This window comes from Aurantibacter sp. (assembly GCF_039941195.1).
Classification (GTDB): Bacteria; Bacteroidota; Bacteroidia; order Flavobacteriales; family Flavobacteriaceae; genus Aurantibacter_A.
This window is the reverse complement of sequence record NZ_JBDVFA010000097.1, coordinates 25,064-39,147: the sequence shown is the minus strand read 5'-3', so window position 1 is coordinate 39,147 and position 14,084 is coordinate 25,064. Positions and strand designations below refer to the sequence as shown.

Annotated in this window: 9 protein-coding genes; 7 read left to right on the top strand and 2 right to left on the bottom strand. The window is 35.1% G+C overall.

What is annotated here, in order from left to right; genetic code table 11:
* The first annotated feature begins 20 nt into the window (after positions 1 to 20).
* From ABJF52_RS16400 to ABJF52_RS16370, 7 genes are all read left to right on the top strand, one after another.
* Positions 21 to 1,709 (top strand): SusD/RagB family nutrient-binding outer membrane lipoprotein, encoded by a 1,689-nt coding sequence (locus tag ABJF52_RS16400; protein WP_348152712.1) that lies wholly within the window; start codon positions 21 to 23, stop codon positions 1,707 to 1,709.
* Between the two features lie 113 nt (positions 1,710 to 1,822).
* On the top strand, positions 1,823 to 4,150 hold the full coding sequence (locus ABJF52_RS16395) for a hypothetical protein (protein ID WP_348152710.1): 2,328 nt from the start codon (positions 1,823 to 1,825) through the stop codon (positions 4,148 to 4,150).
* 63 nt (positions 4,151 to 4,213) lie between these two features.
* Positions 4,214 to 5,197: an ROK family protein gene (locus ABJF52_RS16390; protein ID WP_348152707.1), complete on the top strand. Its 984-nt coding sequence runs from the start codon at positions 4,214 to 4,216 to the stop codon at positions 5,195 to 5,197.
* Between the two features lie 32 nt (positions 5,198 to 5,229).
* Positions 5,230 to 5,865, top strand: a complete 636-nt coding sequence (locus ABJF52_RS16385) for an SIS domain-containing protein (RefSeq protein WP_348152704.1) — start codon at positions 5,230 to 5,232, stop codon at positions 5,863 to 5,865.
* 118 nt (positions 5,866 to 5,983) lie between these two features.
* Positions 5,984 to 7,270: a DUF3748 domain-containing protein gene (locus ABJF52_RS16380; protein ID WP_348152702.1), complete on the top strand. Its 1,287-nt coding sequence runs from the start codon at positions 5,984 to 5,986 to the stop codon at positions 7,268 to 7,270.
* Between the two features lie 28 nt (positions 7,271 to 7,298).
* Positions 7,299 to 8,531 carry a sugar MFS transporter gene (locus tag ABJF52_RS16375; RefSeq protein WP_348152699.1) on the top strand — a complete coding sequence of 411 codons (1,233 nt, stop codon included), beginning with the start codon at positions 7,299 to 7,301 and terminating at the stop codon, positions 8,529 to 8,531.
* Positions 8,532 to 8,575: 44 nt separating this feature from the next.
* Positions 8,576 to 9,490: a dihydrodipicolinate synthase family protein gene (locus ABJF52_RS16370; protein WP_348152697.1), complete on the top strand. Its 915-nt coding sequence runs from the start codon at positions 8,576 to 8,578 to the stop codon at positions 9,488 to 9,490.
* Positions 9,491 to 9,537: 47 nt separating this feature from the next.
* Here ABJF52_RS16370 and ABJF52_RS16365 read toward each other — a convergent pair whose 3' ends face one another.
* Together ABJF52_RS16365 and ABJF52_RS16360 are read right to left on the bottom strand one after the other, a co-directional pair.
* Positions 9,538 to 11,664 (bottom strand): hypothetical protein, encoded by a 2,127-nt coding sequence (locus ABJF52_RS16365; protein WP_348152694.1) that lies wholly within the window; start codon positions 11,662 to 11,664, stop codon positions 9,538 to 9,540.
* Between the two features lie 49 nt (positions 11,665 to 11,713).
* Positions 11,714 to 13,951: a hypothetical protein gene (locus tag ABJF52_RS16360; protein WP_348152691.1), complete on the bottom strand. Its 2,238-nt coding sequence runs from the start codon at positions 13,949 to 13,951 to the stop codon at positions 11,714 to 11,716.
* Positions 13,952 to 14,084 lie beyond the last annotated feature (133 nt).

The window sequence follows — 14,084 nt, the reverse complement described above, 5'->3', positions numbered from 1 at the left end:
AAAATTAAAAAAATAAGAATATGAAATTAGTTAAAAACATAGCAATACTATTTCTATTTGTTCCATTGTTAGTTATAGTTTCTTGTGATGATGGACTTGTTGAAATAAACGAGAACCCTAATGGCGTTGAGTCTAGTGTGGTTGATCCAAACCTATTAATAAGTTCGGTTATGACTGGCTTAGCAACTAGTACTACTTCAAGAGGTTATGGAGGCGATACAGGTGCAGCAGCGCAGTACACTCAAAAGGATTCTTGGTCTAGCAATCGTTACGACTGGGAAACTGGTTCCATTTGGAATTCTAATTACGGTTTATTAAGAACCAACAAAGTAGCTTATGAGAGAGCTGTTGAACTAGGTTTACCTTTTCATGAAGGTGTAACACTTATATTAAAATCAATGTTATTTGGTAACCTAACCGATTATTATGGTGACATACCTTATACCCAAGCATTACAAGGAAATGATTTAGAAGGAGAGCGACCTGCATATGACACACAAGAAGCAGTATACAAGGGTATTATTGCAGATTTAGAAACTGCATCAGGACTATTAGGAGCTTCTAGTTACGAAGGTGTAATAGCTGACCAAGATGTGTTTTATGGTGGTGACGCTTCAAAATGGCAAAAATTAGCCAATTCTTTAGCATTACGTTACTACATGCGCTTATCTGAAAAACTACCAGCTTTTGCACAAACAGGTGTAACAGCTACACTAGCTAAACCACTTATTAGTGAAATTGATGATGAACTTGTCTTAAGCTATATTGGTGGTATAGACTCACAGTCATGGCCAAATAGTGGTCAATTTGGTACTGCTTCAGATTTTTATAGAGTTAAGCCATGTACTACAATTACTGATAAGTTAAAAGAACTTGAAGACCCAAGAATCGCAGTATGGTTTGCACCAGTAGCAGTACCGACTAAAGTAGTTCCTGCCGCAGAGGTACCTGGTGGAGGTGATATTGCTGAAGAAGATGGTGTTAGATATATTAATGAAGAAACTTTAGCAGCTAACAATTATGCAATTTATTCTCCTGCAACTTATTCAGCAGATGCTCAAGCAGATAAAAAATTAATTGATACCAGTAGCGTTTATGTTGGTTTGCCTGTTGCTGTAAGTAGTATTGATCCATATGAATATAACTTAAATGCTGAGGGTTCTAGAGGTGGCACCAATGCTTATGTTTCTAGAATGAATGAAGTATTTAACCAAAAAGATGATGGTGGAAATCTACTAAAATCTAGATTGTTTTCATTTGCTGAGTTATCATTCTTAAAAGCTGAGGCTGCCGTAAGAGGTTGGGGGTCCGATGCTGAAGGAAACTATTTAGCTGGAATTCAAGCTTCATTTGACGTTTGGGGTATTTCTGATGATTATGCCACTTATATTACTAATCCAGGTGTAACCTTTGATGGTACTTTAGAAATGGTAATGGAGCAAAAATGGATTGCAAACATTTTCAATGGTGATGAGGCTTATATGGACTGGAGAAGAACCGGTTTACCTGATCTAAGTGCTGGACCTTTTGCAAGAGAAGATGTTATGCCATTAAGATTTATATATCCAAGTGATGAACTAGATAATAATAGCGCAAATAATAGCGTAGGAGCTGCTTCTTTAGAAGAAACTTCATATGGTTCAACTGATCCAGATGACAGTCCTTATTCACGTCCATGGATTGTTCAAGGTGTTGCAAACCCTTGGTAATAAAATACTTTGTAAGAGTACATTCTCATTTTATTTACATTGTGTTGTGTTAGTTTTTTTTAATTGCCTGGGGAAACCCAGGCAATTTTTTAGGTTTTAAATCTTTAGAAGATATGAATAAGAAAATCCTATTTTTTGTAATAATTATTCAATTACTTTCCTGTAATAAGCAGGTAAATAACACGCTAGATTTATCAAAAGCTACTGTGTTAATTTCTCCGGCAATAAATTCCAATTTTCAGAAAACAGCTACTACAGTTTTAACTGAAGAAATTAAAAAAAGAACGCAACTAAACCTGACTTTAAGCGACAAAAAATTATCAAAAACAATTATTGCCCTTGCCTTAAGTACAGATAAAAACATAGCCAATTTAAAAGTACCTCAACGCGATTATGACAATGTCGAATTCAAAAAAGAAGGATATCGTTTAGTGTATGAAAACAAAGTGGACAAAAACATACTCTGGATAATTGGGGCTGATAAGAGAGCAATACTCTATGGCATTGGCAAACTTTTACGTACCGCAAATATGAGCGAAGGACAATTTTCAGTAGCCAGTACTTTAGATATTTCAGAAGCACCACAATACGAATTAAGGGGGCATCAATTCGGCTATAGAAACACAGCCAACTCATGGGATTCTTGGACTATTGAACAGTTCGATCAACACTTTCGTGAGCAAGTCCTTTTTGGGGCGAACAGTTTTGAGAACATTCCTTTTCAAAAACCAAATTCGAGTGTTCACTTCAAAGTTGACCCGCAAAAAATGGAAGTGGAACTCAGCAAAATATGTGATAAATATGATGCAGAATATTGGGTATGGACTCCTGCTCCAAAAGATTTAACTATAGAAAATGCACCCGAAGAAGGTCTAAAAGAACAAGAAGAATTTTACGCTCGTGTACCTCGATTAGATGGCGTTTTTGTACCAGGCGGTGACCCTGGAGATAACCATCCATCTGTTCTAATGCCATATTTAGAGAAACTTTCAACACTTCTAAAAAAACATCATCCAGATGCTGGCATTTGGGTTTCTTTACAAGGCTTTGAAGAAGAAAAAGTAGATTACTTTTTTAACTATTTAAATGAGAATAAACCAGAATGGTTAAGAGGGCTGGTATATGGTCCTAGTAGTCCCCCAATACAATTGGAGCGTGAATTATTGTCTAAAGAATACAAACACCGTTTTTACCCAGACATTACCCATACCGTTCGGTGTCATTATCCCGTTGATAACTGGGATCAAGCTTTTGCTCTTACCTTAGGTAGAGAACCAAGCAATCCGCAACCAAAATATTATGCAAAACTATTTAATCAAGATTCTCAATATACTGATGGATTTATAACCTACTCCGACGGTTCTCATGATGATATCAATAAAGTAGTATGGAGTCAGCTGGGTTGGAATCCTAATGTTGATATCAATAATACAGTTCTGGAATACTGCCGCTTTTATTTTGGGAATAATGTTGCAGAAGGCGCTACTATTGGTGTTTTCAGTCTTGAAAAAAACTGGGATGGTCCTTTAATTGGAAATGGAATTGTCAAAGAAACGCTAAGCTTATGGCAGCAGTTGGAAACTGAAAATCCACAACTTCAAGATAATTGGCGATGGCAACAATTAATAATGCGCGCGTATTACGATGCCTATATCCAAGATAGATTAACTTATGAAAAGAATCTTGAAGTTGAGGCCTATAAAATTCTGGCCCATGCCAAAAACAAGGGCATAGAACAAACAATGTTAGAGGCACTTGTGCATCTACAAAAAGCAGATAGCTTACCTGTTGCGCAAGATTTAAAAAACAAAGTATTCGAATATGCTGAAGCTTTATTTAAATCTGTCGGGGCGCAAACCAGTGTGCCAAAATATAATGCCAGTGGTTTTGAAAGAGGTGCAATTCTCGATTTAATTGACTATCCCCTAAACAATAGATGGTGGTTAGAAGATGAATTCAAAAAAATAGAAACGCTTAAAACTGAAGAAGAAAAATTAGCGCGAATAAAATTTTTACGAACCTATGACAACCCTAGTGAAGGCAGTTTCTACGATAATATCTCGAGTGCAGATGCAAAACATGTAACCTCTAAAACTGATGATGCTATCGATTTTCTATGGGAAAAAGATGGTCTTAGTAGAAAAAGGCTATCGACACAATTATTTCAATTTACACCAGAATTAGAATATGATGAACTTGACTCTAATTCAAATTATATAATTCGTGTTTCAGGCTATGGTGAAGCGTTACTCAGAGCAAACGGCGAACGCTTAAAGCCTACCAATTATGAAAAGGATTTTGAGCAATTTAAAGAGTTTCCATTAAGTAAAGAGTTAATAAAAGACGGGAAACTTAAAATTACTTTCGACAAACCTGATGAGGAACATTTAAATTGGAGAAAACAATCTCGAGTTACCGATGTTTGGGTATTAAAAGAATAATAAGCTTAACTTGAATTCTTACATGTTGTAATAATTTTAGTGAATAAAGAAATCGAATAATCAATGATTGATAACACTAGCTCTAATGTACCTAAAGACCTTTACATAGGTATAGATATTGGTGGTACAAAATGTGCTGTTGTTTTAGGTGATAAAGATTTTAATCTTTATGAAAAGATATTTTTCGAAACCAAAGTAGAACGAGGTCCAGAAGTAATTATAAACGAATTCAAAAAAAATATTCATTCGTTTTTTGAAAAGTATGATCGAAAACGATTTATCAAAATAGGTGTTAGCTGTGGAGGCCCACTTAATTCTAAAAAAGGATTAATTAAATCGCCACCTAATTTACCGGGCTGGGACGATATTCCAATAGTCCAAATTCTTGAGAAGGAATTCGGCATTGATACAACAATTCAAAACGATGCCAACGCAGGAGCAATAGCCGAATGGATGTTAGGTGCAGGAAAAGGAACCGACAATATGGCATTCCTAACCTTTGGAACGGGAATGGGCGCAGGACTTATTTTAAATGGAAAAATCTATTCCGGCACTAATGACCTTGGCGGCGAAGTTGGTCATCTCCGCTTAGCACAAACTGGACCAATTGGTTTTGGAAAAGCTGGTTCTTTTGAAGGGTTTTGTAGCGGGAGCGGAATAGCTCAATTAGCTAAAAGCACCGTTAAAATTAAACTAGAAAATAACCAAGAGGTTAATTTTTGTAGCACTTTAAATGAAATTGATACTATAACTGCTAAAACTGTATTTAATGCAGCCCATAAAGGTGATGCTGTTGCACTTGGAATTGTAAAAATAACTGCAGAATATCTAGGCAAGGGGTTGGCTTTACTTATCGATATCTTAAACCCTGAATGCATAGTTATTGGTAGTATTTATACTAGAAACGAAGCACTATTAAAACCATTAGTTTACGAGGTCCTTAAAAAAGAAGCGATACCTGAAGCATTGGAGGTATGCACTATTGTACCCGCCAAATTAGGCGATAAAATTGGTGACTATGCGGCCCTTGGGGTTGCATTGCATTAAATCGAAAATGAGAACACAAATAGTATAATATAATGACGCAAGAAGCAATACTGGAAAATTTAATAGTACGATATCCTGTACTTCAATCATGTAAAGAAACGGTAAGAAAATCGGGCCAGATATTAATACAATCATTTCAAGATGAAGGTAAATTATTAATTTGTGGAAATGGCGGTAGCGCATCCGACTCCGACCATATTGTGGGTGAACTAATGAAAAGCTTTTCTAAGAAACGTCCTCTAACTTCAGAAGTTAAAAAAGGTCTTCAAGAATCTTCAGAAGAAAGAGGAACTTTATTAGCAACAAAATTAGAAGGTGGTTTACCAGCTATTTCATTAAATGCGCATGGAGGATTAATTTCTGCTATTTCAAACGATATTGGTGGTGATTTTATTTTTGCACAACAAGTTTTAGGTTATGGTAGAAAAAATGATGTGTTATTGGCCATAAGCACTTCAGGAAATTCCAAAAACGTTATAGATGCCTGTATTACCGCTAAAGCATTGGGAATGAAAGTTATTGGTTTACTTGGTGAGACCGGAGGTAAAATAAAAGAATTATGTGATGTAGCAATTTGTGTTCCAGCCACGAATACTGCTGCGGTACAAGAATATCATTTACCAATTTATCATGCACTTTGTATTATGGTTGAAGAAACTATATTCTAAAATAAACTTAAGAAACAACATCAAAATGCGTCGTTTAAAAACTCAAAGTTCTTTAATAATCACCTCGCTAATGCTCATAGTGAGTTGTAAAGAACAAGTTGCATTTAAAAATAAAATAATGACAGAAAAACAACTTACTTTCAATGCAAAATCTCATGTACTTGATAATAATGACAATTTTTCGCCAGACGGTAATTTTCTTTGTTACGACACACGATATATGGTTTTCAACACCAATCTTGCCAATAGCAAGTCCGTTGAAAAAGTAAATATTTCAACTGGTGAAGAAACCATATTATGGCAACCTGAATCTGTTTCTGGAGAAAATGCAGCACCCGGAGTGGCAGCTGTTTCATATCATCCAACCGAAAATAAAGTAATCTTCATACATGGCCCACAATTAGATGAAATTGAATTGAGAGGCTATTACGATATTAAAAATAGAAACGGGGCTATTGTTAGCGCTGATGGTAATGGAATATTTTCAATTGCTGATTTAAGAGATATATCAACAGATAACCCTACCATAGCAGGAGCTCAAAGAGGTGGAACGCATAGACATGAGTATTCAAAAAATGGTGAACGTGTAGGTTTTACCTATGACGATTTTTTGCAACAAGAATATGACCGAACTATCGGTTATATGGAGCCCAATAAAAATGCTCCCGAAGGTTTTAGTCATTTTTTTGCTGTATTATTAAAACCCACAAAAAAAGGTGAGTCAAAAGCTGGTGAAATAGAAAAAGCTTATGGCGATTCATGGGTTGATTCTTTAGGAACAAAACGTGCATTTATTGGAAAAGTACGGGCCAAAAATGGCGTAGATTATGAGAATTCTCTTTTCATTGCAGAAATACCGAATTCTGTTGATATTACCACCGCTTATGCTGGCGATGCAAATACCTACCCAGAACCACCGAAGGGAATACAAGTAACAAGATTAACACATAGTACAACAGACGATGGGATAGTAAGAGGTTCCTTTGCTGGTGATAAAATCGCATATCTATCTAAGGACAAAAAAGGCATAGCTCAAGTGTTTGTAATTGCTGCAGATGGATCTGATATTTCTAATGACCCTAGCAAAAGACCAGTACAGGTTACCAATTACACTTCGGATGCAGGTTTCATACGCTGGCATCCCTCCGATAAATGGATATTTTCCATAAGTCAAGGAAAAGTTTATGCTAGTTATATAGGCGATTCAGACAGTTTCGGAAAATCAATATTACTCACTCCAAATGAATTGAATCGAGAAAATTTAGTAGTATCCCACGATGGAAAAATACTTGCCTACGATGCACTAATAGCTCATAAAAGTGAATCGCGAATAATCGATGGAGAACAAACTAACCTCTATAAACAAATTTTCCTTTTAGACATTCAAGATGCTCTAAAAGAGTAACAAACAACAACAACTTAAACCAACTATTTTGAAATCAACGGCTCAAACTAAAACTTACAAGGGAGCATTCGCTCTAATGACAACCCTGTTCTTTATATGGGGCGTAATAGTTTCACTAAACGACATTTTAATTCCGCATTTTAAGGGCTTATTTAATATGAGCTATACAGAAACAATGCTCATTCAATTTTGTTTCTTTGGTGCATACTTTTTAATGGCAATTCCTGCGAGTCTATTAATTGAACGTATTGGATATAAAAAAGGAATTTCTGCCGGATTGATTACTATCGGCTTAGGTGCACTTTTATTTTTACCCGCATCTTGGTCTGTTTCGTATCCACTATTTTTATTCGGATTGTTTACGATGGCAACGGGTAGTGTTATATTACAAGTAGTAGCAAACCCTTATGTTATTATTTTAGGTAAACCTGAAACCGCATCTAGTAGATTGAATTTAGCGCAGGGTATAAATTCATTAGCTACTACCCTTGCTCCATTAGCTGGTGGATTTCTAATCCTCGGGCATTATAACAGTCCACAAGAAGCAGCGGCAGCCGTTGAAGTCCCCTACGTAGGTTTGGCAATTTTTGCATTCTTAATAGCTATTATTTTCTTTTTCTTAAAATTACCTAAAGTTCTAGAAACGGACGGAGTTAAGGTAAAAGGAAATGTATTAAAGTTTAGACAATTGCGCTTAGGAGCAATAGCCTTAATGCTATATGTAGGTGCTGAAGTAACTATTGGGAGTTTTATCGTAAACTTTTTAGGCGAAGATAACATTGCAGGTTTTGCAGAAAAAAAAGCGGCCACTTATATTCCACTTTATTGGGGTGGATTAATGATTGGACGGTTTTTAGGGTCTGCTATTCTACAAAAAGTTAGCGCCCAAAAAGTATTGTGTTATTCTTCTTTAGCATCGGTTTTATTACTAGCAGTAACCATTCTTACAAATGGTTATATAGCCATGTGGGCAATGTTGTCGGTCGGACTTTTTAACTCCATAATGTGGTCAAATATATTTACGTTAGCGATCAGTGGTCTTGGCAAATACACGAACAAAGCAGCGGGCATTTTAGTGATGGCGCCCGTTGGTGGCGCAATTTTACCACTGCTACAAGGTATTTTAGCTGATATGCCTTCTATTGGTTTACATCTATCCTATATACTACCACTTACGTGTTATGCATTTATTATTTATTATGCACTAAATGGATATAAACCAAGTGCCAATGAAATGGCTAAAATCGAATTACCCAATTAAAAAAACGCTGAATATTTTAAGTTTGCTACTAAATAATTAATCTTTTGAAAAAGGAGCTTTACCCACTTCATGGAATAGTAACAGTTTTAAACACACCTTTTACGAAAGATGATAAAGTAGATTTATCTGCATTAAAGCAAAATGTTACTAATGCTATTGATGCAGGTGTTGGAGGTTTTTTAGTTCCTGCGATGGCGGCAGAAGTCTATAAACTTACAAACACTGAGCGACTAAATATGGTCGCTACCGTTCTAGAAGTTTCAGACAATTTACCAGTAATTGCTGGTATAGGAGCACAAACAATTAATCAAAGCAAAAAACTATTAAAATCACATTTAGAAATTGGTTGTAAAAATGTTCTTTTTCAAATACCGTATGAAAACGAGAATCAATTTGAGGCTAATTTTTCAGATTTAGCGAGCTTAGGGCCAGAAATGATAATGTTACAAGATTGGGATTTCTCTGGAGAGGGGTTACCAGATAAATTAATTTATAAGCTCTTTCAAAAATGTGAAGCATTTCGATGTTTAAAGATTGAAACTGTACCTGCTGGAGTAAAATATTCTAGAATTTTAGAATTAACCGGTGGCCAACTAAATTTAAGTGGAGGTTGGGCAGTATCACAAATGCTAGAAGGATTACAAAGAGGTATACATGCTTTTATGCCAACTGGCATGCATTATTGCTATACCGAAATATTTAATCTATTTAAGCAAGGTAAAATTGAAGCATCTGAAGAGCTCTTTAGAAAAATAATACCCGTACTTGCATTCTCAAATCAACATCTAGATATTTCAATTCATTTTTTCAAACGCTTGTTGTTTAAACAAGGAATATACAAAACAGCAAGAGTACGAGAACCCATTTTAAAGTTTGATTCCATCCATCAAGAAATTGCTGAAATTCACATTAAAAAAATAATTGAACTTGAAAAGGATTTAAAACTTAAGCGAAACTAAAATTCAAGCATACTTTAAACCTCTATTTTATACATATCCTTACGATATTATTCAGGTATTAAATCATGATATTTAGCGAAATAATAAGGTAGCAAGTAAAACGTACCTTCATGTTCAGAATATCCATTTCCTTCGGAGTCGTGTAAATCAAAAGCATCTCTATCCAATCTAACATGCCCTCGTTCATCTATAGGAAGTGCATAAGAATCTACACCCCAACCCATTTCAGGTTCCTGAGCTGGTGTAGTGTCTAAAAGCACGTCTAAACGATGCGTATTGTCCATTTCATAACCAATCAAATCTAATGGAATACGTTGAAGGGTTTCCTTTATATATTTAGTGTCTAGACTACTTTTACCATATCTGTCTATTACAGATTGAGCAAACAAAGGGTTTTCTGTAAACATCTCGCTTGTTTCGAAATAACCTTCATTTACTTTTTTCGTAAACGAGTTTGCCAACGCACCATAAAGTGCATCCCAAAAAGCGTTTTTTTGTTTGCTGATGTTGAGCCAAGCATATTCTAAAGACAGGCGATACATCATTAAAAGTTCCGGGTCTTTCTCATAATTAATTAATCCGTAAAAACTCATTAGCCCAAGGTTGTTATCCCATGGAACTACATTTTCAGGAGGAAAAAATTCTTTTGGATGCATAGCATTAATATGATAATTTTCTTCATCACGCAATTTTTTAGCGACTTCATCATATTTAGGGTCTTTAGTAACATGACTTGCAACATTAAGAAATGAAAGCATCATCATGGAATTTAATCCGCGCTGATCCCAACCCCAAATAGAATTAAAATACTCCGGATCAAAACTACCCCAACGTGTTGGTTTACCATCATAATCAACCAACTTAAAACTATTGCGAATAAGGTGATCCGTAACATCGGCGACTACTTGCTTAACTGCTGCTTTTTCTTCTTGGGTTTCCGCTACTAAATCGTAATAAATACCATAATAAAAATAATGTCCGGCTAGTTCATCTGAACTAGTATCACATTTCCATCGGTATTTACCATCTTCGCTTAGCGGAAATCTAGGAAAAATATCTTTCCAAAATGGGTCATTTTTTTGGTGTCTTTTATTATACTCTTGGCTATATTGTTCGTTTACAGGTTCGTGCCAATCCACAGGAATAATAACACGTGCAGGAAAACCAGGCACAGTAGAAATATCAACCAACCATTTTACAGCTTTAAAGCTTCTGTCTGCTATTTTTTTAGCTTCCATATCTCCTGTTGCAGCATAACGAAATGCTTGAGCAGCACCATACATGGATGTATATTGACCATCATTATCTGAGATAGCTAATTCATAGCTATCAATATTAAATTGTTCACTTAAGTGGTTTTGACAAATAAAACCCATTCTATTGTGTCGCTCCTCCGTAAGATTTGTAAAATGGGTAGCTTTTTCGTCGTACGACATTTCCTTAGACACAATTTGTGAAAGACCTTTTTCTGTAGCAATCCAAGCAGTTCCTTTTTTATCAACAGCAATTTTGTTTACCTTATTATCTGGTAACCAACGCCGTGTTGAACGGTAGTAGAAATAATCATTCTCAACTCGTATTGCACCTTTTTCAGTACCAAACCAAACTTCACCATTTGGCCCTGCAGCTGCGCAAGTAAAATTAGTATAAGGTAATCCTTCTTTACCTGTAAATAGTTTCCATATCCCATTAGTATTCCTACCAACACCTTCTTTAGAACCAAACCATAAATTGCCTTGCGTGTCAACTGTAAGAGCAGTAACATTTTTTAAGGCCCAACTATAGTTTTCATCAGCAGGTAAAACTTGTTTCCATTTGTTTTTTTCATAATTAACAAACAAACCCTTTTCGCATCCGATATACGTTTTATCGTTATAAACTACTTCTGATAATATTTTACCTGAACCATCAGGCAATTTTTTAAACTTAGAAAATGAGGGATAATCTACATCAACAGTCGATTTAACCCACTGATTTCCATTCCAATTGTAATTTGTTTTAGTGGCTGATATCGTTGGAATATTATCAGTGATTGTAACTTTTTCAATAGGTCCAGCTGGTAGACCCTTTTTGTTATCATGAATGATTGCTACATCTTGTTTAAAAGTATCTTGTGCATTACAAGGCGAAATAACAGTACAATGAAATATTATGATAAATAAAAATGTCCTCATATTTAATGATAAATAATGGTTTTTAATTTGATTCTAATTCGAGTAAAAATTATTTCTGAGGCTCACTAATAACTCCCAAATATCTCCCCATCCAATAAGGTAATAACCAAATATCACCTGCGGAATATTCTTCGGCTCCATCTTTACCAACTCTATCTAAATGAAATGTATTTCCATTATGTCTTTGCACAGGGCGTTCATCTGGAGGTAATACTTCCGAAGTAGTTTGCTCTCTAAAATTTGGCTCAACAAATTGGATATCTTTTCTATGACTATTAGCAATATCCCAAGTAACAAGATCCATTGGATGTTCTCTCAAATACCAAGCGGCCTCATCTAAATCAAATTCTGGAGTTCCGGTAAGTGCTGTCATTATATTCCAAGCACCTTCTTTTTCGGGTCGTTCAATTTCCCAATGATCAATAATTGCATCTTTAAATTTAGTTTTCAAAGAATCATTAAACGCATAGTTATATAAGCCCCAATAACCAACAAAATACATTTCATCATCAGAATGGTTCCATGATTCGGACAACATTTTACTCCAGTCATCTGCATCTTCTGGAGCCATTCCTACATCTTTCATTGGATACATTAGATTATCTAAGTACCCATAATTTTCCATTAAATCGAACGCCTTTTCTTTATACTTTTCCTTTTTTGTAAAGTGATATGCTGTCTGTAGCATGGCGATAATATTGGAAGAATTTATTTTTCTATCACCAACCATCTTAGGTCTAGCATTTACATAATCTGGATTCCATCTACCCCAAGTAGTTGGCTTTCCATCATAATCAATCATATACAAATCATTACTAACAACATGATTCATTAAAGTGTCAATAAGGGTAATTGCACGATTTTTAAGTTCGTTATCCATAAGTTCGGCCATTACACCAAATGCAAAAATATGTCCAATAGCTTCATCACTACTTGTGGTACCTTTCCAATCCCATTCGGGGTCAGTGGAATTATGCCAACGGTCTGGGTCATGCAATTCTTCTATATACCCACTTCGTTCAAAAGATCGTGATGGAAAACCCGGAACGGGGTTTATACTATATAATCTTTCCATCGCGTCCATAGATTCTATACAATTTTGCAAAGCATCATCAGACTTCGTAACCGCATATCTAAAAACTTCTCCAGCTAAATACATTGATGTCCATAATCCGTCATTATCAGAATCATCTAACCTTCCTGTATCACAATTTCCATCTTCTAAGCCAATTAGTGACGCATTAAATCCTAAACGAATATGCCTATCTCTTACTTGTCTTTCGTAAAATTGCGCTTTATCAAAAAGAGTCATTTCCTTAAATACAAGTTGCCCTAATCCAGCCTCAGTAAGTATTAAAACAGAACCATCTGTACCTTTGGAAATATCAGTGATAATATTCCCAGGCAGCCAACGTTTCCCATAGTAATAATCATATTTTCCATCTTCTCGCAACTTAAAAGCACCCTTTGTTGAACCGAACCAAAGTTCACCATCAATGGTGGTTAAAGCGGTGATTTCTACATGTGGAAGTTTGTTATTAAGTGCCGTTATTTTTTTACCTGAAGTAGAATCTAAAGTCAAGTAGCCAGAATTGGTTCCTACAATCAATTTTGAATTATAAAATGTAAAGGCGGTTAAATCGTTTTTTTGATATAAGGTTTTTAATTCACTTGTTGAGGTATCAAAACTGCTAATTGATTTTTTCCCTAAAACCCAAAAATTATTACTGTCATCATCAAATAAAATATCCTGAACAGTATCGTTCGACAAATTACCTGTCCATGGTGCTTTTGTTTTTGACAAAAACTGAAGCGTACTACCGTCGCTAATTAAAAATTCAAAATCATTACCTGCATCGAAGGTAAATGCTTTCGGTAAATTATGTTGCAGATATAGATTTCCTGCCCATGCATTACTAAAAACAGCTTTATCATCTAAATAAACAAACTGATTTTTAAAGACCGTAATATTTTTTATTGCTTTATCAACAAGAGAGCGATATGTTTTGTCGCGAACAAGTGTTCCAGGATACAAAAATTGACCATCATGCGTACGTAAAATTCCTTCTGAAGATGCAACTTGAATAACCTTATTTCTATCCATTGATATTCTTGAGAAAGAAATATCATTGTTCGGCGCATTAAACTTAATCGCCATATCTTGTTTAAAAGGAACATCTTTATAGATTGGCATACTAGCATCAACCAATTTTTCCTTTTTCGGACTATTACAGGACAATAAGAAAAGTGAAATTATCCAATAACTATACTGATATAGTTTTCTCATAGTGTTGTCAAAATTTAAATAGTTTACTATTAAATGCTAAAAGCTATTTCACAGAAATAGTTTAAAAAGCCAGTAACAAATAAACTTTATTTTGACACTTTTTACTTCCTAAATATTATATGGTTTACGTACT